Annotated in this window: 17 protein-coding genes; 9 read left to right on the forward strand and 8 right to left on the reverse strand. The window is 55.3% G+C overall.

The features are described 5' to 3' along the window. The first annotated feature begins 197 nt into the window (after positions 1 to 197). The 8 genes from HMPREF1556_RS06520 (at position 198) to HMPREF1556_RS06555 (ending at position 9,040) form a co-directional block, all read left to right on the forward strand. A complete protein-coding gene (locus HMPREF1556_RS06520) occupies positions 198 to 1,739 on the forward strand; it encodes a glycine--tRNA ligase (protein WP_021667593.1) in 1,542 nt (513 codons plus the stop codon). A 25-nt stretch (positions 1,740 to 1,764) separates the two neighbouring features. Beyond that, on the forward strand, positions 1,765 to 2,307 hold the full coding sequence (locus HMPREF1556_RS06525) for a hypothetical protein (protein WP_021667594.1): 543 nt from the start codon (positions 1,765 to 1,767) through the stop codon (positions 2,305 to 2,307). 17 nt (positions 2,308 to 2,324) lie between these two features. After that, a complete protein-coding gene (gene surE, locus HMPREF1556_RS06530) occupies positions 2,325 to 3,083 on the forward strand; it encodes a 5'/3'-nucleotidase SurE (protein ID WP_021667595.1) in 759 nt (252 codons plus the stop codon). Positions 3,084 to 3,086: 3 nt separating this feature from the next. Further along, entirely contained in the window at positions 3,087 to 4,211 is a 1,125-nt protein-coding gene (gene lpxB / locus HMPREF1556_RS06535; protein WP_021667596.1) for a lipid-A-disaccharide synthase, read from the forward strand. A 788-nt stretch (positions 4,212 to 4,999) separates the two neighbouring features. Further along, positions 5,000 to 5,962, forward strand: coding sequence for an ROK family protein (locus HMPREF1556_RS06540; protein ID WP_021667599.1), 963 nt, complete (start codon positions 5,000 to 5,002; stop codon positions 5,960 to 5,962). Between the two features lie 240 nt (positions 5,963 to 6,202). Beyond that, positions 6,203 to 6,745 (forward strand): NUDIX domain-containing protein, encoded by a 543-nt coding sequence (locus HMPREF1556_RS06545; protein WP_021667601.1) that lies wholly within the window; start codon positions 6,203 to 6,205, stop codon positions 6,743 to 6,745. Then, the gene (locus HMPREF1556_RS06550; RefSeq protein ID WP_021667602.1) at positions 6,746 to 7,660 is read left to right on the forward strand and encodes a sodium bile acid symporter family protein; all 915 of its coding nucleotides are present in this window, start codon (positions 6,746 to 6,748) and stop codon (positions 7,658 to 7,660) included. It begins immediately after the preceding gene. A gap of 21 nt (positions 7,661 to 7,681) precedes the next feature. After that, on the forward strand, positions 7,682 to 9,040 hold the full coding sequence (locus tag HMPREF1556_RS06555; RefSeq protein ID WP_021667603.1) for an alpha/beta fold hydrolase: 1,359 nt from the start codon (positions 7,682 to 7,684) through the stop codon (positions 9,038 to 9,040). Positions 9,041 to 9,261: 221 nt separating this feature from the next. Here HMPREF1556_RS06555 and HMPREF1556_RS06560 read toward each other — a convergent pair whose 3' ends face one another. The 5 genes from HMPREF1556_RS06560 to xseB form a co-directional block, all read right to left on the reverse strand. Then, entirely contained in the window at positions 9,262 to 9,639 is a 378-nt protein-coding gene (locus HMPREF1556_RS06560) for an ASCH domain-containing protein (RefSeq protein WP_021667604.1), read from the reverse strand. Next, positions 9,611 to 10,663 carry a hypothetical protein gene (locus HMPREF1556_RS06565; protein WP_021667605.1) on the reverse strand — a complete coding sequence of 351 codons (1,053 nt, stop codon included), beginning with the start codon at positions 10,661 to 10,663 and terminating at the stop codon, positions 9,611 to 9,613. Before HMPREF1556_RS06565 ends, HMPREF1556_RS06560 begins: the two co-directional genes overlap by 29 nt. Positions 10,664 to 10,880: 217 nt before the next feature. Beyond that, positions 10,881 to 12,980, reverse strand: a complete 2,100-nt coding sequence (gene recG, locus HMPREF1556_RS06570) for an ATP-dependent DNA helicase RecG (RefSeq protein ID WP_021667606.1) — start codon at positions 12,978 to 12,980, stop codon at positions 10,881 to 10,883. Between the two features lie 32 nt (positions 12,981 to 13,012). Further along, positions 13,013 to 13,687: a 2-C-methyl-D-erythritol 4-phosphate cytidylyltransferase gene (locus tag HMPREF1556_RS06575; RefSeq protein WP_021667607.1), complete on the reverse strand. Its 675-nt coding sequence runs from the start codon at positions 13,685 to 13,687 to the stop codon at positions 13,013 to 13,015. After that, entirely contained in the window at positions 13,680 to 13,907 is a 228-nt protein-coding gene (xseB, locus tag HMPREF1556_RS06580) for an exodeoxyribonuclease VII small subunit (RefSeq protein WP_021667608.1), read from the reverse strand. The genes HMPREF1556_RS06575 and xseB overlap by 8 nt, the downstream gene beginning before the upstream one ends. Positions 13,908 to 14,106: 199 nt before the next feature. Here xseB and HMPREF1556_RS06585 point away from each other — a divergent pair, with 199 nt between their 5' ends. Continuing rightward, positions 14,107 to 15,336 (forward strand): S-adenosylmethionine:tRNA ribosyltransferase-isomerase, encoded by a 1,230-nt coding sequence (locus HMPREF1556_RS06585; RefSeq protein WP_021667609.1) that lies wholly within the window; start codon positions 14,107 to 14,109, stop codon positions 15,334 to 15,336. A 107-nt stretch (positions 15,337 to 15,443) separates the two neighbouring features. Here HMPREF1556_RS06585 and HMPREF1556_RS06590 read toward each other — a convergent pair whose 3' ends face one another. The 3 genes from HMPREF1556_RS06590 to HMPREF1556_RS06600 all read right to left on the reverse strand — a co-directional run bounded on the left by HMPREF1556_RS06590 (position 15,444) and on the right by HMPREF1556_RS06600 (position 22,690). Beyond that, positions 15,444 to 17,378 carry a SusD/RagB family nutrient-binding outer membrane lipoprotein gene (locus HMPREF1556_RS06590; protein WP_021667610.1) on the reverse strand — a complete coding sequence of 645 codons (1,935 nt, stop codon included), beginning with the start codon at positions 17,376 to 17,378 and terminating at the stop codon, positions 15,444 to 15,446. A gap of 23 nt (positions 17,379 to 17,401) precedes the next feature. After that, complete coding sequence (locus HMPREF1556_RS06595; protein ID WP_021667611.1) at positions 17,402 to 20,593, reverse strand: SusC/RagA family TonB-linked outer membrane protein; 3,192 nt, start codon at positions 20,591 to 20,593, stop codon at positions 17,402 to 17,404. 366 nt (positions 20,594 to 20,959) lie between these two features. Next, on the reverse strand, positions 20,960 to 22,690 hold the full coding sequence (locus HMPREF1556_RS06600; RefSeq protein WP_021667613.1) for a phosphoethanolamine transferase: 1,731 nt from the start codon (positions 22,688 to 22,690) through the stop codon (positions 20,960 to 20,962). Positions 22,691 to 22,696 lie beyond the last annotated feature (6 nt).

Genomic DNA, 22,696 nt, shown 5'->3' on the forward strand with positions numbered 1-22,696 from the left:
CTACCTCTCATGAGGCGCTAGTAGTACCTCTTTGCTTATAGAAGTACTTTCCCCACAGAGCTCATGGGAGTGCTACACGGGCGCTAGCGAAGCAAGTAGTGGATAATATGTACCTTTGTGGGCTGTGCGCCCTCCTCGGTCGCTACAGAGATCCATCAGTACAATCCAATAGCTAAATAGAATACAACGATCTGCTCATGGCACAGCAAGAAGACCTCTTCAAGAAGGTAATCGCCCACTGTAAGGAATATGGTTTCGTCTTCCCTTCCTCCGAGATTTACGACGGTCTGGGAGCCGTATATGACTACGGCCAGCTGGGGAGCGAACTCAAGAACAACATCAAGCACTACTGGTGGGAGGCCATGACCCTCCTTGCTCCCAATGTCGTAGGGATCGACTCAGCTATCTTCATGCACCCCAAGATCTGGAAAGCCTCGGGCCATGTAGACGCTTTCAACGACCCCCTCATTGACAACAAGGATTCTAAGAAGCGCTATCGTGCCGATGTGCTCATCGAGGATCACCTAGCGAAGATAGAAGAGAAGATCAATAAGGAAGTAGCCAAGGCAGCGAAGAAGTTCGGTGAGAGCTTCGACGAGGGCCAGTTCCGCTTGACCAATGGCCGTGTCCTCGAGTACCAAGCTAAGTGGGATGAGGTGCACGCTCGCTTCTCCGAGGCGATGAACGCTTCGGATCTGGAGGGCTTGCGCCAGATCATCCTCGACTGCGAGATCGTCTGCCCCATCAGTGGCACACGCAACTGGACGGAGGTACGTCAGTTCAACCTGATGTTTGCCACCGAGATGGGTTCTACGGCCGAAGGCTCGATGAAGGTCTACCTGCGCCCCGAGACGGCCCAGGGGATCTTCGTTAACTTCCTCAACGTACAGAAAACGGGTCGTATGAAGGTGCCCTTTGGGATCGCACAGATCGGGAAGGCCTTCCGCAACGAGATCGTCGCCCGTCAGTTCATCTTCCGCATGCGCGAGTTCGAGCAGATGGAGATGCAGTTCTTCGTCCGTCCTGGCGAAGAGCTCAAGTGGTTCGAGTACTGGAAGGAGCTACGCCTGCGCTGGCACAAGGCCCTCGGTCTCGGCGACAAGAAGTATCGCTACCACGACCACGAGAAGCTGGCTCACTACGCCAATGCTGCTACCGACATCGAATTTGAGATGCCCTTTGGCTTCAAGGAGGTGGAAGGCATCCACAGCCGTACGGACTTCGACCTAAAGCGCCACGAGGAGTTCAGTGGCAAGAAGATGCAGTACTTCGATCCCGAACTCGGTGAGAGCTACGTGCCCTACGTCGTAGAGACGTCGATCGGGGTAGACCGTATGTTCCTCAGCCTCGTCTGTGGCTCCTTCGAGGAGGAAGCTCTGGAGGGAGGAGAGAAGCGCACGGTGCTTCGCCTGCCTGCTGCCCTTGCTCCCGTCAAGCTCGCCATCCTGCCTCTGGTGCGCAAGGACGGCCTTGATGACAAGGCTCGTGCTATCTACGACGAACTGAAGTTCGACTTCAACTGCCAGCTCGATGAGAAGGATTCCATCGGCAAGCGCTACCGCCGTCAGGATGCTATCGGTACGCCCTTCTGCGTGACGGTAGACCATCAGACGATGGAGGATGGCACCGTCACCCTGCGTCATCGTGACAGTATGGAGCAGGAGCGTGTAGCTATCGCAGAGCTCTCCCAGCGCCTCTACGAAGCGACCTCTATGAAGAGTCTCCTTCGCAAGATCTAACCCACCCTTACCCCCACCCGCCTCTATGACTAGCAAGACTTTACAGAGCCTCCTCCTAGGGAGCCTCGCCCTCGCGTCCCTCGTTGGTCTCTCCAGCTGCAATAGCACCATCGACGTAGACCAAGAGCGACGCAGTGAGAACGAAAGAGCCTTCCGTAGCTTCGCCGATAGTGCCTACATACGAGCTACTGTGCCCGGCATCGGAGGCAGTGGCTTCGTCTATATGAAGGTAGAGAAGGAAGGCGACAAAAGCATCGGTGTAGACTATACCGACGCCGTACAGCTCTTCCGTGACACCTACCGTACTACCGACTGGCTCAAGGACAAGCTCAAGGCTACCCGTCTGCGTCAGACCCTCGACATGAACGCTATCGAGCAGGAGCCTGTGGCGAACCTACCCGTAGGCCTGCAGATCGCTGTGCAAAACCTTCATCAAGGTGCTGAAGCCACCATCGTCATACCCTGGTATCTCAACAATACGACCAGTACCTCTGAGCGTACCGACAGCTATACTTCTCTCTACTATCGTGTCCGCCTAAAGAAGGTCATTAAGCCCTCTACCAAGTAGGACCTAATCAACACTGAATGCATATACTCCTTAGTAATGACGATGGCTTCCGAGCCGCAGGAATCCAAGAGCTTGCCACGGCGATGCTCTCCCTAGGCAAAGTCACTATCGTCGCTCCAGATGGACCACGGTCGGGTTTCTCTGGCGCTATCACCACGACCCAACCGCTACGCCTCAAGCACCGCCACAGCGACGGAGACCTCGAGATCTACAGCTGTGAAGGTACGCCTGTAGACTGCGTGAAGCTTGCTCTGAATACCCTCTTCCTCGAGAAGCGCCCTGACCTGATCATCTCGGGCATCAACCACGGGAGCAACGAGGGCATCTGTGTCAGCTATTCGGGCACGCTAGGCGCTGCTCGTGAGGGCTGTATCTATGGTATCCCTTCGCTGGCAGTATCGCTCGATGATACGGCGTGGAAGCCTGACTTCACCGCCAGTATCGCCTATACCCTGCGGGTGGTCGAACTGATGCAGCATACCCGCCTGCCCTGGCAGACGATGCTCTCGCTCAATGTACCTAAGACCGAACCACTGGGGCTGAAGGTCTGCCCGATGACTGTAGGTCGCTTCGTCGAAGAGTTCGTACACTCCGAGGATGGCAAGGGGAAGAAGATCCATTGGCTCACCGGTCGTCAGGACCCAGGACAAGACCCCTCGACGGGCGACTGGCACTACCTCAAGGAGGGCTGGGCTACGCTCACGCCCCTCCAGCTCGACTGCACGAACCATCGCTGGATCGAAGAGCTGACTACGCTGGCACAAGCACAGCACTAGACTATGCGCTACTTCTTAGTCGCAGGCGAAGCCTCTGGTGATCTGCACGCCTCAGCACTCATACGAGCGCTGAGGGAGCGCGATCCAGAGGCTTCGTTTGCCTTCATGGGTGGGGACAAGATGCAGGAGGCCTCCGGTGTCGCTCCCCTCGTACACTACCGAGAGGTAGCCTTCATGGGGGTGGTCAGCGTCCTGAAGAACCTCCGCAAGCTCACCCGTATCGGTCGTGAGGTCCAGCAAGCGATCCGTGCCTTCCAGCCCGACGTAGTCATCCCTGTCGACTACGCTGACTTCAACTTCCGCTTCATCCTACCCTTTGTCAAGCGGCAGCTGGGCATCCCCATCGTCTACTATATTCTCCCTAAGGTGTGGGCATGGCGCTCGAGTCGGGTAAAGACCCTTCGGCGCTACGTCGACCTGAGCCTCAGTATCCTCCCCTTCGAAGTAGGGTACTTCGAGGAGCGTGGCCTTAGGACGACCTATATAGGCAACCCTTGTGTCGACGCCCAGATAAGCTATCTAGAGGCTCATCCCGAGCCCGTCGGGCGGGAGCAGATGATCCTACTCGTCCCAGGGAGTCGACGCTCCGAACTCCAGCACAACCTCAGTGAGATGCTCCAGGCGACAGCACCGTACGCCTCCACCGGCTGGCAGGTCGTCATCGCTGGAGCACCTGGGCTCACCGAGGAGGATTACCGCCCCTACCTCCAGGATCACCCCGATACCCCGATCCTCTTCGGAGACACGTACGGACTGATGAGGCGAGCTCATGTAGCCCTCGTCACCTCCGGTACAGCTACCCTAGAGGCAGGACTCTGGGGTCTACCGATGATCGTCTGCTACCGCATAGGCGGGAAGCGTATTGCTCGGTGGGTCTTCGAGCGCTTCTTCCAAGTCGATTACTTCTCGCTGGTCAATCTCATCCTCGGTAAGGCTGCTGTGCCCGAACTACTAGCCGACCGAATGCATTCGGCTCAGATCCTCTCTACCCTCACCCACATCCTCCCCGAAGAGGCACTAGAGCGCAAGGCGATGCTTCATGACCTCGACGAACTCCAGAGCCTCATGGGTCGAGAGAAGAGTGCGCCCCGTGCGGCAGAGGCCATCCTCCACTTCCTCCGAGACTAGAGTGCTACTTGAGCTCGAGCTAAGAGCGTACTTGACCGTATAGATAAGGAGCAGTCTCCCCAGAATCGAGGCACTATCTAGGACCAGATACAGGACGCTGTACTCCTCGGCTTGGAGTACTCCTTAGAAGCAGATCGGGTACCCAAGGCTTCTAGCCTTAGAGCACCACTATCCCCCAACTACCAGCCCACATCGTGCTTGTCATGGTGTGGGCTGAGTCGCTCTCTAGCCTTAATAATAGGGGTGCATAGGTCGCTCTAGAGGGTGCATAGCCGTGGGATAACCTTGGGATAAATCCACTCCCCTATGAGAGGGGTCTTCCCCCCTCCCTAGGGGTACCCTTGGGGATGTAGATAAGTCACCCGCTTATCCCAACGGCATACACAGCTCCTCATCCCCTTTCGCTCCTTCGGTATCCCCCCGAGCTGTGGATGAAGGGCGGTAATTTCCTCCCAGCGCTGATACCAAGGGCAATCTCTCCTGTGTATCCTCTGTGGGTAGCCTACGGATAGCTTTAGGATAAGTACGTGTATTCCCCTCCCCCTCCCAAGCGTCACCCCCAGCGCTTACCCACGATTCCACAGCCTATATTAACAATAGGGTATATAGAGAGTATATATTCTTTCTCTCTTTTATACCCTTATATTAAGCTCGGGGGATAAGTCCCGGGACCGAGGGGAAGAGCCTCCTGGGAGATCTACTGCTGCCCTCACGGCTGATCCGTGAAAACTACTATCTTTGTTCCTAAGAAGAAACTATTTATCTCACAGTAGACACATCATCAACTAATGGAAAAACCCTATGTAATAGGTGTAGACCTCGGAGGCACCAACACCGTCTTCGGTGTAGTAGACGCCCGTGGTAACGTCGTCGTCAATGCTTCGATCAAGACAGGGACGCACATCGATATCGAGCTCTACCTTAACGATCTCGTCACCGGTATCAACATGCTCATCGAGCAGGTAGGTGGCAAGGACAAGATCCGTGGTATCGGTGTCGGAGCTCCTAATGGGAACTACTTCAACGGCTGCATCGAGTTCGCTCCTAACCTCCCTTGGAAGGGAAAGATCCCCTTGGCACAGATGCTCCAGGATCGTCTAGGCATCCCCGTAGCTCTGACCAATGATGCTAACGCTGCTGCCATCGGGGAGATGACCTATGGCGCTGCACGTGGGATGAAGGACTTCATCGTCATCACCCTCGGTACTGGTGTCGGTAGCGGTATCGTAGTCGGTGGACAGCTAGTCTACGGGCACGACGGCTTCGCTGGCGAGCTTGGGCACATGATCGTCCGACGCAACGGCCGTATGTGTGGCTGTGGTCGCCAGGGCTGTCTCGAGACCTATACCTCCGCCACAGGGGTAGCACGCACGGCACGTGAATACCTCACCATCCGCACCGACGAAAGCAAGCTTCGTGAGCTGGATATAGACACGATCACCTCTAAGGATGTCTTCGATGCAGCCAGCGTAGGTGATGCTCTTGCTCTGGAGATATTCGAATCGACGGGGGCTATCCTTGGTGAAGCTTGCGCCGACTTCGTCACCTTCTCTTCTCCTGAAGCGATCATCTTCTTCGGTGGCCTCACTAAGGCTGGGGACCTCCTGATGAATCCTATTCGTCACCACATGGAGAAGAACCTCCTGAAGATCTATCAAGGCAAGACCAAGCTCCTCGTCTCTCAGCTCAAGGAGAGCGATGCAGCAGTCCTAGGGGCTAGCGCCCTTGGCTGGGAAGCAAAGGAGATCTAAGCCTCCTATCCATCCCTACGAGATACCTATGAAGTAGAAGAGCTAGTCCCGACTAGCTCTTTTACTTTTACCCTCTTTCCTCACCCTCATCACCAGCCTAGCGGGAATCATATCCACTCCACAAGCTGGGTGATCTTCCTGCGCTTCAGGAGACGGTCACCACCGGCGTAAGCAATCGATGATCCTTCGTAGAAGCGAAGCACGCACCCACATCCTAGGCTAAGCATCCCCCTTACCTCTATGATCCAGCATCCGCTCTCGAGCTTCACCTTCTGCCCTCGCTGTGGGGCTTCGGGACTAGAGCATATCCATGGGCGTGCTATCCACTGCCCGAAGTGTGACCTCTCCTATTACCACAATGTAGCAGCAGCCGTCGCCTGCTTCATTCTCGACGAGGAAGGGCGACTGCTCACCGTGCGTCGCTCTAGAGAGCCTGCACGAGGCACGCTAGACCTCCCTGGAGGCTTCGTAGACCCCGAGGAAGGGGTAGAGTCCGCCGTAGTGAGAGAACTACGTGAGGAGACGGCTCTAGAGGCTAAGTCGGTGCGTATGCTCTTCTCCCTGCCTAATATCTACCCCTACTCGGGCATTGATGTCTATACGGCAGATATCTTCTATCGTGTAGAGGTGGCGAGCTTCGAGGGAGCTCAGGCCCTAGATGATGCAGGCGAGCTGGTCTTCCTCCGTCCTGAGGAGCTCCGAGCTGAGGACTTCGGTCTTCGCTCCATCCGTACGGCTATCGAGCGGGTGATCGCTGATCCTTCACTGCTAGAGGTTAAGTAGATGTTTCGGGTCGATTGGCACAGGCTCAAGGGCTATGCCCCACTCTGCTTCATCACGCTGGGGATCGTACTCTGGCGGGTGACGGCACCCTTTGCGGTGATCCTCCCCTGGATCATCTCGGCGATGCTCTTCTTCGCTGTGCTCAATATGCCCCTGAGAGCCGTGGCACCCCGACCGAAGCATCTTGTCCTGCTGGCGCTACATCTAGGACTCGGTGGAGGGCTGTACTTCCTCCTCGCGCTCTGGAATCCTCTGATCGCTACAAGCCTCTTTATGTGCTTCCTCGCTCCAGCAGCTACGGCAGCGGGGGCGATGACTAGCCTCATGGAGGGAGATACGGGCTTCGCTACGGGCTATACGATACTGACGCACGGGCTGATCTGTTTCCTCGCTCCCTTCCTCCTTCCCCTGCTGGATGATCACAGCCAGCTCCCCTTCTGGACGCTCTCGGGGCAGATAGCCCTTCTGGTGGCACGTATGGTCATCCTACCCATCACGCTCGCTTGGCTCGTGCGCTATCTGATGAAGCGTCGGGGGCGCACACCTGGGCCACATCGTACCCTGACCTACTGGCTCTGGCTCTCTTCGCTCATCTTCATTCTCGGGAAGGCCGTAGCCTTCGTTTCCGAAGAAGGGGGTGGTAATCCCCTACTCCTTGTAGCCTCGTTCGGTGTGGGCTTCCTTGCTTGCGCCCTACAGTTCACCCTAGGTCCTCCCCTCTCCCGATGGATAGGTGTCGAGGAGGTCGCCTGCAGGCAAGCTATGGGGCAGAAGAACACGGCCCTTACCCTCTGGCTCTGTATCTCCTTCATGCACCCCCTTGTAGCTCCTGGGATCGCTGGCTACATAGCGTGGCAGAACTTCTTCCTTACCTACTACATGAATCGCTACCTAAGGCAGTCGACTCGCTCCTAATTCACCTATTCCTTTACGATCATGAGACGTATCTTTCAGCTGCTCTGTGTGCTCCTACTCGTTCCCCTCGCTTTGTCGGCACAAAGCTCCCTCAGTGGAGACTGGGAGGGGAAGCTATCCCTCCCCATGGGGAAGCTACGACTGATCCTTCACCTTACCGAAGAAGCGGGGCGCTGGTCGGCTTCGCTGGATAGCCCCGACCAAGGTGCTTATGCCCTGCGTGCTGATGAGGTAGAGGTGCGGGGAGATAGCTTAACCCTAAGGCTTAGTTCCCTTCATCTTCGCTATACGGCGCTGAGGGACGGAGAGGATCAGCTGGTGGGCAACTTCGAGCAGGGCGGTATGAGCCTTCCCCTCTCGCTTCGACGGGTGGCGAAGACTGAAGACACTAAGTCCGCTCCCACCACATACACAGAGGAGGAACTGATGATCCCCGTATCGGACTCTTCCGTCATCCTCTCTGGTTCGCTTGCCCTTCCGAAGGAGGGTAAAGCCCCCTACCCTACGCTCATCCTCATCACGGGTAGTGGTCCGCAGGATCGGGATGAGACGGTCTTCGGGCACAAGCCCTTCCTAGACATCACACGGAGGCTCACGGAGGCGGGCTTTGCCGTCTTCCGCTACGACGACCGAGGTGTAGGTAAGAGCACGGGGATCTTCATGGCCTCGCATGTGCAGGACTTCGTACGGGATGCCGAGGCGGTGGTCAAGGCTATGAAGGAGCATAAGGCCGTGAATGCTCAGCGTATCTTCCTCCTAGGCCACAGCGAAGGGAGCTATATTGCCTCGAAGGTAGCTACCCAAGACCACTCGCTTGCTGGTATTGTCTCGCTCGCTGGTCCTGTCTTTGGTATGGATCGGATCCTCGCTGATCAGATGGATGCCCTCAGCCTACTGGGAGGCAAGAGTGACGAGGTACGTGCCACCCTACGTAAGGGTAATCTTGAGGTCTACGCCTTGATGAAGGATAAGCGCCTTTCGCTCGATGAAGTGAAGGCAAAGGCTGCTAAGGTCGTCGAGCGACTCCTCCCTGTCATGACTTCGGATACAACGATGTACGGCACGATACGCACGCAGATCATGGGGCAGTTCACGCCCTATCTGAGGGAACTTCTTCAGTTGGATATCGAGGGGACGTGGCGGGCCGTTAGCTGTCCCGTCATCGGGCTCTTCGGAGAGATGGATAAGCAGGTCTTACCCTCCAATGCTACGGAGCTCCTTCGCCTCCAGCCCAAGGCCAAGGTGAAGGTCTTCCCCAAGCTCAATCACCTCTTCCTCCCCTCGGCTACGGGTTCGCCGATGGAGTACCCTACCCTTCCTAAGGGCTTTGATCCTTCGGCCCTCGACTACCTAGCTACTACCCTCCGATCCCTCCTCTAAGTCGAAGGAAACACCTCCCCCATTCATACACCCCACGAACGACCCATCATGGGTCGTCAAGGTGACCCATTCATGCCTCCCTCCGGTGACCCATGAATGGGTCTCTTTTTACCCCCATGATTTGTCGGTCAGTAAAATGAAGTGTGACCCCTAGAAGCAGTGCCTTAGAAAGAGCAAGCCCCTAATGCTGATCAGCACTAGGGGCTTGCTCTTAATCTTCTTTAGAGGTAACAGAAGGATTGCGGAGGAGTGGTGTTGGGATACTTATCTGCTAGCCTTTTAGGAGTACGATAGGGATGGAATGCTTTTATCTCGATAGCGTGAGCGTGAGACCTCTCTGCGAAGTATGAAAGGAAGAAGTCTTCACTGATACCTGACTTTTCCTTGGTACGCTCCCAGAGAGCCTCAGGCGTATCAGTTAATAGTTCTCCTACCTCTATCTCTCCGACGATACGACAGACGGGGCTTGAGGCATAGACCACGATACGTTTGATGCCTGTGCGCTTGTATAGGACTCTGCGATACTCAAAGCACTTGGCTCCCGAAGCAATCTGCTCGACGAACTCTGGCTTAATCGATAATAAAACCTTTACTGACATTTCCTTTGCTAAGAATATACTTGAATTGTTCGTTTGCTAGAGGAAGGAAGCCCCAGCGTAGCTGTCCATCCATACCAGCTTCCTCTATTAGGCTTTTTCTAGTGACTCTCCCAGGGAGGGCACAATTATAAAGCATATGGATGACATAGAAGTTCTGCCTCCCAAAGAAGTGTGTCAGTTCCTCCTTAGAGAAGACGCTATAGGGATACACATCCTTGAGGAAGTCCTCACATGAGTGCCAATGACTTTTTTCAAGTACACTGGTTACGGTGCAGATGGAAGTCACTACGCTTCTGTAGTGGGCAGGAGCTTGCAGGTCACTCATACGATAGATGGCGAGGAGGTCACCTCTCTTCAAAGTTGTGACCTCTTTATTCCACGAGATATAGACCTTTCGTATGCTGTTCGTGTGTGAGCAGTCTTGAATGAGTTCTTTTGAGTGTGCCTGTTCGTTGTTCAATATCGAATCAGGGAATAGTCTTGTATGATACTCAGGCTTCACCGAAAGTAAGAATGCTCGTCTGTCTAAGCTAAAGCGTGGGTAATCAAGCTTGATATCTCCTCTAGAAGAGTTCATCATCTTGATGAGCACGACTTCATCATTCTTCCGTCCGTACATCTGAAAGCCATAGGCCTCTAGGAGTTGAATAAGCTGTTTGTGCTTGGGGAAGGTAGTTAGATAGATCTTCTCAAAACGATATGAAAGAGCTTGGTCAAATATGATCTTCAGAGCACGCTCACCCAGCTTTGTTTGGTGAGCTTCTATCTTAAGTGTCCCCACTTTGAGTAGACGGCAAGGTGCAATCGGAGGCTCGACATCATCGATGAGCTGATTAATCTCGCTTTTGATGAAGATGAAAGCTTGTAGTCTTTGGTCTCTATATAGGACGAAAGCTTGTCTGCCCTCGTCAGCTTTGCGCCTATACCAAGCATCAAAACCATCATAGTCCTGACGCAAGCTATCGAAGAAATGATCGTCTAGATCAATTTCCTTTAAAAGCTTGTATTGAAATTGTGTCTTCATTTGTACCGTTTACTACTCAACAAAGCTACTAAATTTAGTTCATCAGTCGGATAAATTAGCCTCTTATTCAGGGATGTAGTTGCCTCCCTACTCCAGTCTATGGAGGAGTGTACCTCTGTCGAAGAAGGCGCATAGATAGTAGGGCGACCGTCAGCATCTCTGCGGTCGCCCTTAGAGAGATCTTCGTAGTGATCCTGCTGGGACTTTGGAATGGGGCTTAGGAGATCTGGCTCCAGTTAGGGCGCTCGTAGTAGATCTCTTGGAGGCGATGCCTTAGGAGGGAATTCTTGGGAAGGCTTAGTTCGGGGTCTTCGGTGAGGATGCTCTCGGCGAGCTCTCGGGTGTACTGGACCATCGCTCCATCAAGGGCGGGATTGGCAATGCGTAGACTCAGCTGCTGGCCACTCTGACGGGTACCATCGATCTCCCCAAATCCCCGGAGGCGCATATCCTCCTCGGCGATCTCAAAGCCATCATTGGTCTCGACCATGATAGCGATACGTCGCTTGGCTTCTTCGCCGAGCTCATTGCCCGTGACTAGGATACAATAGCTCTGGCTGGCACCACGACCTACACGGCCACGGAGCTGATGGAGCTGAGAGAGCCCGAAGCGATTAGCCCCTTCGATGACCATGACGGAGGCATTCGGCACATTGACACCTACCTCGATCACTGTCGTAGCTAGCAGAAGCTGGGCTTCACCCGAACTGAAACTTCGCATCGCCTCATCCTTCTCCTCGGGCTTCATCTTGCCATGCACATGGACGATCTTCAGCTCTGGGAAGTGCTCCGTGTACCTGCGTACTCCTTCTTCTAGAGCTCGCATAGAAGCCTCTTCGCTCTCTTCGATCATTGGGAAGACGACATAGGCTTGCCTCCCTTCGGCGATCTGTGCTCTGAGGAACTGATAGACCTCATACATGTGGCTCTCGCTCTGGTGGTAGGTCTCGATGGGCTTGCGTCCTGGTGGCAGTTCGTCGATCACCGAGATATCCAGATCGCCATAGAGGGTCATCGCCAGCGTGCGGGGAATAGGCGTAGCGCTCATGATGAGGATATGCGGATGGTAGCTCTCACCCTTCTGCCACAGCCCCGAGCGCTGGACAACCCCGAAGCGATGCTGCTCATCGATTACGGCTAGCCCTAGGTGGTGGAACTGTACGACGGGTTCCAGCAGAGCATGCGTCCCGACGATGAGGCGAAGGCTCCCTGTAGCTAGTCCTTCAAGGAGCACACGTCGCTCTCGCTTCTTCGTACTGCCGATGAGGAGACCTACTTCGATACCTAGCGGCTCTAGATATTCCCTCAGCGAGGCATAGTGCTGGCGTGCGAGTATCTCGGTAGGAGCCATCATGCAGGCTTGGTAGCCATTATCTAGGGCAAGAAGCATGGAGAAGAGTGCTACGAGGGTCTTACCACTACCTACATCCCCCTGAATAAGACGATTCATCTGCTTACCTCCGACGAGATCACTCTGGATCTCTCGGATGACTCGCTTCTGTGCGCCCGTCAGGTCAAAGGGAAGGCTTGCATAGAGCCCCTTCACTCCTTCGCCCACCCGAGGGAAGGGAAGTCCTGGAACTAAGGTCTTACGCTCTCGCTTCATACTCAGTAGGCGGAGCTGGATGAAGAAGAGTTCGTCGAACTTCAGTCGCCTACGTGCTGCCTCCAGCCCTTCCTTACTCTCAGGGAAATGGATCTGATCGATGGCTTCGGCATAGGACATCAGGCGAGCTCGCTGGATCACCTCCTCGGGGAGCGTCTCCTTGATATGGGGCAGGCAGGCTTCCTTGAGGATGTAGAGGAGCTGGCGCATCTGACGGCTGGCGATGCCAGCACGACGGAGCTTCTCTGTGAGGGGATAGACAGGCATGAGCCCTCCACTGACTTGCTCCGCCTTCGACTCATCATCGATCTCGGGATGGGTGATGCTGTAGGCGCCGTTGAAGTAGACGGGCTTGCCGAAGATGATATACATATGCCCTTCGGCATAGAGATGCCTGATGGCCGAGAGGGAGCGGAACCATACCAGCTCGATCGTCCCTGTACCGTCGGAGAAGTAACCCACGAGGCGCTTCTTTCGCCCTTCACCTACTTCCTTGAAGTCACGGATATAGCCTTGTAGCTGGACATAGGGCATCTCGCCCCGTAGCTCACGTATGGTATAGACACGGGAGCGATCTACGTACTTCGTCGGGAAGTAGTGCAGCAGGTCAAGGTAGGTATATAGGTCGAGCTCTTCGGCGAGCACCTTAGCTCGTCGAGGTCCGACACTGGGTAGGAAGGTAAGCGGGGTATGGAAGAAGTCCTGAGGCATCGATAGAGTAGGGAGCTTCCTAGTGAAGAAGGCTACTTCTCACGAAGGAGAAGTTCGGCTAGGAGCAGATCACGGGGAGTCGTGAGCTTGATGTTCGTCTCCTCACCAGCCACTAGGGTGATGATGCCTAGCGAGGCAGCTTCGTAGACCGAAGCGTCATCGGTGAAGAGGGGAGAGTAAGCCTGCTCATAGGCCTGCTGTAGTCGCCCGAGGTCGAAGGTCTGTGGGGTCTGTACTGCCACGTAGCGGGAGCGATCGACAGCCTCGCTCTTCCCCTCATCTTGGCGAAGTCTTAGGCTATCTGTCACGGGGCAGGCGGGTAGGGCAGCACCACTGCGCTCAGCCTCTTCGAAGGAGCGGCGGATGAGGGCTCTACTAGCTAGGGGACGCACCCCATCATGTACGGCTACTAGCCCCGCTTGTGGCAGGTGACTAAGACCCGAGCGTACGGAGTGGAAGCGGGTTTCTCCCCCGAGGGCTACGGTGTGGGGTAGGGTGAAGTGATACCGCTGGCAGAGCTCCTCCCAGAAGGGGATATGATCCTCGGGCAGTACCAAGATGATCCGACTAACCTCCCCCTCGAAGAGCTCTAGGGTACGCATGAGGACGGGCTTCCCACAGAGGGGAAGGAATTGCTTCGGCAGTTCCCCACCCATGCGCAGGCCTCGACCTCCAGCGACGATGATGGCGTAGCGCTCTTTATTCATTCGTTCCTTCCTCAGGCTCTTCGCTGAGCTGTGCCATGAGCTTGGAGAGTTGCTTATCGGCTTTGGTGAGCTTCTCTCGGCAGAACTTCGTGAGCTGTACCGCCTCCTCTACGAGGCCGGTAAGTTCATCGACATCGGGGCTCTCCTGCTCAATGCGTCGGACGATCGCATCAAGGCGCTGAGAAGCCTCTTGGTATGTATAGTTTGGGTTTTCCTTCATCTCGTCTATATATTCGATTGGATCTCTTGCTCACAAAGTTAGCTAAAAGCCCCCAGCCCTCTGGAGTAAAGCCCCCTCGCTCCCCTTTGCAGAGATGGTGCTTAGGTAGGAGGAAGAGTAAAGAGGTTACTTCGCTATCTGTGGAGCATCCCCTCTCTTTTGTGTACTTTTGTGCCACTCTGATGAGCCCTTTAGAAGCATGAACGAGAAGAAGATCCGACCCCAAGATATTCAGATAGCCGACTACGACTATCCCCTGCCAGATGAGCGCATAGCTAAGTACCCCCTTGCCGATAGAAGTAGCTCTAAGCTCCTTCGCTATAGCTCGGGCCAGATCGAAGAGTTTACCTTCCGTGATCTACCTAGTCTCTTGCCCGAGGGGACGGTGCTGGTACGCAACAATTCAAAGGTCATCCGTGCACGTCTTCTCTTCCAGAAGGAGTCAGGGGCTCGCATCGAGATCTTCTGCCTTGACCCAGCAAGTCCTACTTCCTATGAGCTTGCCCTCACGGAGCGTCATACCTGCTCATGGCATTGCCTTGTGGGGAATGCTAAGCGCTTCAAGGTCGGCTCCCAAGTGACCCGCCTTATCCAGAGCGATGAGCTAGGCGAAGTGCTCCTGACTGCTGAGCGTACGGGCGGAGCAGAAGTACGCTTCTCCTGGGATAATGATCGCTATACCTTCGGCGAACTGCTGGAGCTCATGGGCATCCTTCCCATCCCTCCCTACCTTGGTCGTGAGACGGAGGCGAAGGACCTAGAGACCTATCAGACGGTCTATGCCCAGCATGCTGGTTCGGTGGCTGCTCCTACGGCAGGCTTGCACTTCACACCTGAAGTCTTCGAAGAGCTTCGCCAAAGGGGAGTACGCGTCCTTGATGTGACGCTACACGTAGGGGCGGGTACCTTCCGTCCTGTGAAGGCCGAACAGATCGGGGAGCATGAGATGCATGCGGAGCTTATTAGCCTCAGTCGTCAGACCATCGAGGAGCTCCGAAGGAGCCTCGGGCATATCATAGCCGTAGGCACTACCTCGGTGCGTACGCTGGAGAGCCTCTATCATCTAGGAGTCTACCTCTATCATCATCCCGAGACCCCGATGGCGGAGCTTCATGTGGAGCAGTGGCAACCCTACGAGGGTGAGCCTAAGGAAGAGCTGACAGCAGATGCAGCGCTTGGTGCACTCCTTAGCTACCTAGAGACTCATGGCGAGGAGACGCTGGTCTTCCCCACGAGCATCATCATCGCACCCAGCTATACCTATCGGATCATCCGAGGGATGGTGACGAACTTCCACCAGCCTCACAGCACGCTCCTTCTGCTCATCGCAGCACTGATCGGTGAGGACTGGCATCGTGTCTATAATTATGCCCTCACGCATGACTTCCGCTTCCTGAGCTACGGGGATAGCTCACTCCTGCTTCCCTAGGGAGAAGGGAGTCGCTGAGGAAGCTATATAATAGGAGAAGCCCTCTGGAGCTGTATGCTTCAGAGGGCTTCTCTCTATCCTAGATACTAGGGGAGGAGGTAGGTGTGCTACTTCTTCTTAGCCCAGTAGATCGGGGTGAAGACCTTATCCTCGCCACCGAGGGCCTTGACAGCACTCTCATGTCCCTGTCTATTGCCGTTGATGATATTGCTAGGCAGAGGGAGGCGCTGTGGGAAGAAGTCGATGGAGACCGTCTCGAAGTTGCTCGAGGTGAGCTGAGGCATGTTGTCCAGTGCCTTCTCTACCGCAGGGGTTTCGAAGAAGGGGAGACCGAGGCGACGGAAGTCATTCCATGTCTCCAGCGGTAGCCAGGGTGTATTGGCGATGAACTTCTGGGTGATGATCTTCGTCAGATGGTCATTCATCGCCTTAGTATAGAGACGGCTCTTCATCTCGGGGTAGTGGTAGGTATAGGTACCTGCCGTCTTCGTGTAGCCGTCGATGTACTTCATAGCTACCGTAGCGCTAGGCTCTGCCGTGTGATCCCAAGCGACGGAGGTACCGACACGGTTGTAGTCCGTAGATGCTAGGTACTCACTGACGAAGCCGGCACCGTGGTAGGCGAAGCTTGCCTTCACGCCTGCTTCGTAGGCATTCTTAGCGCTCATGGATACATTCCAGCCACGTACAGAGGCTTCAGCCAGCAGGAAGTAAGTCTCCCACTCAGCGAAGAAGATACGCTTGCTGGTGCTATTGCGGTACTTATTAGCTAGGCGGGGCATCGTACCTATCTGCTGCAGGTCATTGATGGCACTGAGCGTACCCCAAGAACCGCTGACCCAGGTATTCCAAGTGAAGCGTGTATCTATCTTCTCGAGTTCCTTGTCACTCTCACCGACCTTCTTGAGGCTATAGTCCGTCTTCTTAGCTGCATCAGGAGCCCAGGAGGGGTAGAAGCAGAACTCAGGGTTGAGCGTATCGCCTGTGATGATGAAGGTCTTGTAGGCACGAGGGTCGATCGTCGCAGGTAGCCCATCGAAGTAGAAGCCTCGGGAGGGGTCTGTCGTCGTCAGAGGGAAGTGATGCTGGTAGCGAATACCGAGGTAGTTGGCTTCCTTGAAGTACTTCTTGTACCGCTCTTCGGGGAGTTGCTTTGCTGAAGAGACACCGCCGAGACCGAGTACAAGGTTGTTGTACGTCGGAGAGATGAGCTGGTGGTTCCACTGACGGCTCATGACACCTGTGAGGTCATCCCAGCCGTCCTTCTCCTGGATCTCTAGGCGATCACTTGCCTGGAGGATACCGCCAGCGGCAGCTGCTTCCTCGAAGTTCGTCTTAGCTGTCTCTGGGTCTACCTCAGAGAGGCGCATAGCTAGACGCATACGAAGGGAGTTAGCAAAGGCACGCCACTTACCCGCATTGTACTTGTAGGCATAGTCTAGCGAAGTGACACGAGCATCATCTGAAGGCTTGGGGGAGGGAGAAGTCTTGAGCGTCTCGGAGGCTTCCTTGAGCTCCTTGAGCATATAGCTATAGGCTTCCTTAGCTCCTACATAGGTAGGGTTAGTACCCATATAGCCATCGATGGCCACGACACCAAACATGTCGCAGATCTCGGACAGCTGGTAGGCACGCCAGATACGAGCTACAGAGAGGATCGTGGGCTCAAAGGGACGAGCAGAGCCGTCCTTGATGCGCTCTTCTGCTAGGGCAATAGCTTCGTAGAGAGGCTTGAGCCCTTCGGTGGACATACGGCTGTAGTAGTCGCTACTCCAGCCATCATTGAAGCCCCCGAGGGAGATACCCCCAGCACGATGCTGGTGGCCAGCGGTCTTCCAGTAGAGTATGAAGGCACGCTCAGCGACGTGAGGATTGAGCTGAGTAGCTAGGATCCCACGGTTGATGAGGTATTCGGGTAGTACTTGCTCTCTATCAGCTGCCACAGGGTTGTTGTTGACCTCATCGAAGTCTCGGCAGGAGGTAGACAGGCAGAGTATAGCGCAGGAGGCTAAACCCGCCAGGAGCATATTCTTCTTATTCATGATCTATATGCGGATAAGGGCGGCTAGAAGCCAAGCGTGATGTTGAAGAGGAAGGAGCGAGTAGTGGGGGAGGAGGCGAACTCATAGCCCGTCGCATTTGATCCGGTAGCGAAGACAGACTCGGGGTCTACACCGTTCATGTAGCTCTTGATCATCCAGACATTGTTGCAGGAGAAGCCTAGCTTAGCTCTGGTGATAGGAGTCTTCCTCAAGAGGCTCTGAGGGAGGGTATAGCTCAGGGCAATGTTGCGCAGACGGACGTTCGTAGCGTCGAAGACATTGGCTTCATTGATCCCGAGGTTACCGCTACGCCCGGAGATAGCACCCCAGTAGTCTTGGGGAGTGACTTCCGTCGTATTCTTCTCGTAGACCTTCTTTCCACCTACATTCTTCTCGACGGCCCCATCGACGGCGAACTTCTTTCGCCCGTTTACTGCCGTGTTAGCAGACGAACCATTGGCCTGCAGGGCGTGGTTGGTCCCTGAGAACATCTTCCCGCCTATGCGAGCATCGATGAGGAAGCTCAGATCAAAGCCTGCGAAGGAGAACGTGTTGGTAAGCCCTGCTAGTAGGTCGGGCTGCTGATCACCCAGCTTCTTCTTCTCGCCTGCTATAGGTAGACCGTCGGCATCGGTGAGGATCTTGCCGTAGAGTGGGCTAGAGGGATCCTCGACACGCTTGAAGGTCGTACCCCAGATCTCCCCGTACTTACCTCCCTCACGTGCTAGGATCTGGAGGTTGTCATAGGTGCCGAGGTCGTACTCTGTGACGGGCGAATCCTGACCATTACCCTGGTAGAGCTTGATGATGCGGTTCTCGTTGTGGGAGAGGTTGAGCTGAGCGTTCCACTTGAAGGCTTCACTGCGTAGGATGTCGGCAGTGATCATGAGTTCGAAGCCCTCGTTCTGGATGTCCCCCGCGTTGATGATCTTCGCTTCATAGCCACTGGCAGGGTCCATAGGCAGTCGGATGAGCTGGTTCGTCGCATTACTGCGATACCAAGCGAGGTCGAAGCCTAGGCGGTTGTCGAAGAGTCGGAGCTCTAGGCCTACTTCACGAGACTTGATGAGCTCGCTACGGACCTTGTCGCTATAGAGGGTGTTGTCGACATTGGCCATCGTCCCACCGTTGGGATCCTTCTCGATCTTGTAGGTGCTGTAGAGCTGATAGGGCTCGAGGTCATTACCTACCTGGGCGATCGAAGCTCTGACCTTAGCGAAGGAGATCCACTGGGGTAGCTCGATGTCCTGCTTGCGTAGGAGGTCGGTGATGACGAGGGAAGAGCTCAGCGAAGGATAGAGGAAGGAGCGGTTAGCCTTAGCTAGTGATGAAGACCAGTCATTGCGCAGTGTCCCATCGACGAAGAAGTAGCCATCCCAGTTCAGCTGCATCGTCCCGTAGAGGGAGTTGATCTTCTTGTGGCTGAAGGTCTCTACGTTGTCAGGCTTGTCGACACCATTGGAGAGGGAGAAGAGGTTTGGGATGATCAGCTGACCGACGCTAGCTCTGAGACCATTGAGCTTGCGCTCCATCAGGTTCCCTCCGATAGAGGCAGAAGCCCCAAGCTTCCCGAAGAGATGATCCTTGTGTGCCGAGAGGAGGAAGCTGTAGTTATTCTCGTAGAACTTGATCTGCTCCGTCTCGTACTTACCTCCACCGCCTACGATCGGCGAGCCGGAGTGAGTCTTGCGCTCGATACGGGTGGAGTACTGGTCAGAGCCAAAGCGGAGCTCGGCATTGAGCCAGTCGGTGATCTTGTACTTCAGAGCAGCACTGAGTAGGAATCGGTCACGGGTATCGCTGTTGAGGTTATACTTGCTCGCCCAGTAGGGGTTCACTTGGCTACCGACGCCATACCAGCGCATAGCCCCCTGAGGGGTGCGAGCGTCTGAGAAGTCTCGGATATCCATACTACGGGGCAGGGAATACATGGTATAGAAGGCATTCGATGCATTGCGCCCATTGAGAGGACGGTTCTGCACGAAGGAGCGGATGTACTGCACCTTGGTATCGGTACTCCAGCGATCACTGGGGCCGAACTTGGTCGTAGCACGTAGCGTCATATTCGTACGCCCTAGCGAAGAGCCAGGGATATGACTCTGATTGTCGGTACGGGTCACGGATGAATAGATCGAGGTACGATCGTACATCTGAGAGAAGGCGAGGTTCTCGGTGAGGTCTACCCCTGAGCGGAAGTAGCTAGCGACATTATCATAGGCCTGCATGCGTGCCTTCGTGCCGTCCCACTTCGTGTACTCTTGTCCCTCGATACGGGGACCCCAGCTGGTGGAGACATTGTCCTTGTACGCTCCTTCGGTACCTTGCCCGAATTCGTTCTGGAGCTTAGGACTCATGAAGAGACGTTCGACGCCTACTGAGGAGGAGATGGTGACACCGAGTCCCTTGTTCTTGCGCCCGCTCTTCGTGATGATCTGGATGACGCCATTACCAGCACGGGAGCCGTAGAGAGCGGCTGCCGAAGCCCCTTTGAGGACGGTCATGCTCTCGATATCGTCGGCATTGATGTCCGAGAGTCCGTTACCCATGTCGGACGAGGGATTCCAGAAGTCGTTGTTGGTACTACCGGTGGTATTGTCTAGGGGGACACCGTCGACGACGATCAGGGGCTGGTTGCTCCCCGAGAGCGAACTGCTACCACGTAGGACGATCTTGGACGAGGAGCCTGGCCCACTCGATCCCTTGATGATCTGGATACCGGAGACCTTACCGGAGAGCGCGTTGGTGATGTTTGATTCACGTACGGCCATGAGCTGGTCACCCTTGACTTCCTGCATGGCGTAGCCGAGGGCTTTGCGCTCCCGGCGTATCCCTAGGGCCGTGACGACGACACCACTGAGCTGGGTAGCGGTGTCCTCTAGTACGACCTCCAGAGCAGCACCTGTCCAGCGGAGCGTTTGGCTTTTGTAGCCGAGGCAGGAGATGGTGATCTCTGCTCCTGGCTTGACGCCTTTGAGGGAGAAGTGCCCCTTGGGATCGGTGAGGACGCCCTTACCGCTCCCCTTGACGAGGATAGAGGCTCCGATGATCGGTTCGCCCTTGGAGTCCTTGACAGTCCCTGTGAGGGCGCCAGCCTGCTGGGCTTGTGCCTCGACTCGTGGAGCCTGTGCTTCCGAAGCGCTGGCCTCACTGGAGGCGAATCCAGGTAGCAAGCTCCCCAGGAGGAGCAGACTACTGACAGTCTTCATTCGTTTCATAGGTTTGTATTTAGTTAGTGATAAAAGGGTGTATAAAGGTAGGTATTTCTTTCACTCGATAGAGGCACTAAGTGCCTTACTTCTAAAAATTTATATAAAATAACATTTGCTTTTCAGTGCTGGTGCGAAGGTGGCTGTACTTTGCCCTCTTTTCGGCCTCTTCTAGTGAGGGGATCGGGGGAGAAGGTGGGGCGGGAGAGCGCCCATGTTGGTGCTTCTATATCAAGGGCATTAGATCAGCTGGGCTACTACCTATATATAGGACAAGCTCCGAGCAGGTATCGCTAGATACACTGCTCGGAGCTTATTCTTTGGAGGTGCTATGGAGCACCTGACTCATAATCAGGGAGGCCTACTTCCTCGGTGCTAGGGACAGGGCCGAGGGGTGAACTTTAGCCCCTTCTCACGGAAGAGACGCAGATCCTCCTCCGGCAGGCCTAGATCTTCGATCGGCACACACTCGTAGCGGTCATTGAGGTAGAAGCGTACGCCCCCTCGGAACTTAGAGCTCACGAGTGAGAGGCGATCGTCTCGGTACGGGGTACGTATGCCTGCTAGCTCTAGGAGGGTATGGAAGACGGCGTTGGAGGAGATGGCTTCTCGCTCGTTGGCTCGTGCTGAGGCAAAGAGATGGGGATGAGCCTCTCTCCAGCTGGGGGAGCTCCACAGGAGAAGGGGGACGTGGAGCTGGTAGTAGGAGACATCTGGTGACGAGTGTAGGAAGCGCTCCCGATCATCGTCGAAGACATCCTCGCCGTGGTCGGAGATATAGAGCATCGACGCTGCTCGGTCGCCCGAGGCAAGCATGTCGATCACGGAGGTGATGAACTTGTCCGTCTGTCGGATGGCATTGTCATACGCATTGCGGAGCATGAGGCTGTCGGCCTTCGAGCCCGAGTAGCGATGGTCGATAGGGAAGAAGCCTTCCTCCTGAGGATAGCGGTCACGATAGCTGAAGTGGCTCCCGTAGGTATGCAGTACCACGAAGAGCTTGGCGTGGTCACTCTCCATCAGGCGGCTCAGGTAGGGGAGCATATCGGAGTCGTAGAGGCGGCGCTTGGTCTTGCGGAGCTCCTTGCGTATCGGGTGGTGCTCGTCGCCCTGCATAGCGAAGAAGTCGACGTAGCTATGGTTGCCCGGCTGATTGGTGATGTATGCCGTGTAGAAGCCAGCCTCACGGAAGGCCGAGAGGATACCCTTCACCCTAGGAAGTTCGTCTGGGCTTGAGGCGTCGACATGAGAGAGGATGATGGGGATGCTCTTGTAGGTGGTATTCGACTGGGTGAGCACGTCGGAGAAGGCGATGAGCCCACTTCTGTCCATGCTGTCGAGCCGAGGGGTCGTAGAGCGGGGATAGCCGTAGAGACTCCAGCTGTAGGCACGGGAAGTCTCCCCGAGGATGAGCACGTAGATCTCTCGCTCTTCACGGGGTCGCTCCGACTGGGCATGGAAGGTAAAGTCCTCGCTTGTCCTATCGTAGTGGAGTACCTGATGAAGCTTCTTCGTCGCTAGGTACATATTGTAGAAGACGCTCATCGGATAGACCTCCGCCCGTAGATGCAGGTAGGGGAAGCGTCTCTTAGCACCTATATAGGTAGGTAGGGCTATGAGGAGGCACAGCAGGGCCACGAGGCCTGTACGTCGGCGGAAGCGAGGCGTGAGTCCTCTCTTGTCACGAGCCGAGAGCCACGCCAGGACGAAGGTCAGTAGGTAGAAGCCTCCGACACCGATGACGGGCCAGAGGATGTTGGAGAGAAGTTCTCCTGCTTCATCGGGCTCCGAGGTGAAGAGATTGAGGATCATATCTACGGCGACCACTGAGCCACTGAAGATCGTCAGCAGTACCAGCTGGAAGGCGTGCAAGAGGACGAGTACCCCCAGCCCCCAGTAGATGCGTCCTGGTCGCTTCACGACTAAGAGGAGAAGCATATAGAGGGGGAGCATCAGGAGTATGTTGAGCACACGGCCGATCATCGGCTGTTGCATCACGATCGAGAGGACGATGTTCGGCAGGAGGAGGGCCAGGACTAAGATCCAGTAGTAGAAGCCTTGGCCTAAGGAGCGGGCTGCACTCCTAAGTCGATCCCATAGCTGCATAATATA

This window comes from Porphyromonas sp. oral taxon 278 str. W7784 (assembly GCF_000467855.2).
In the GTDB taxonomy this organism is placed as follows: domain Bacteria; phylum Bacteroidota; class Bacteroidia; order Bacteroidales; family Porphyromonadaceae; genus Porphyromonas.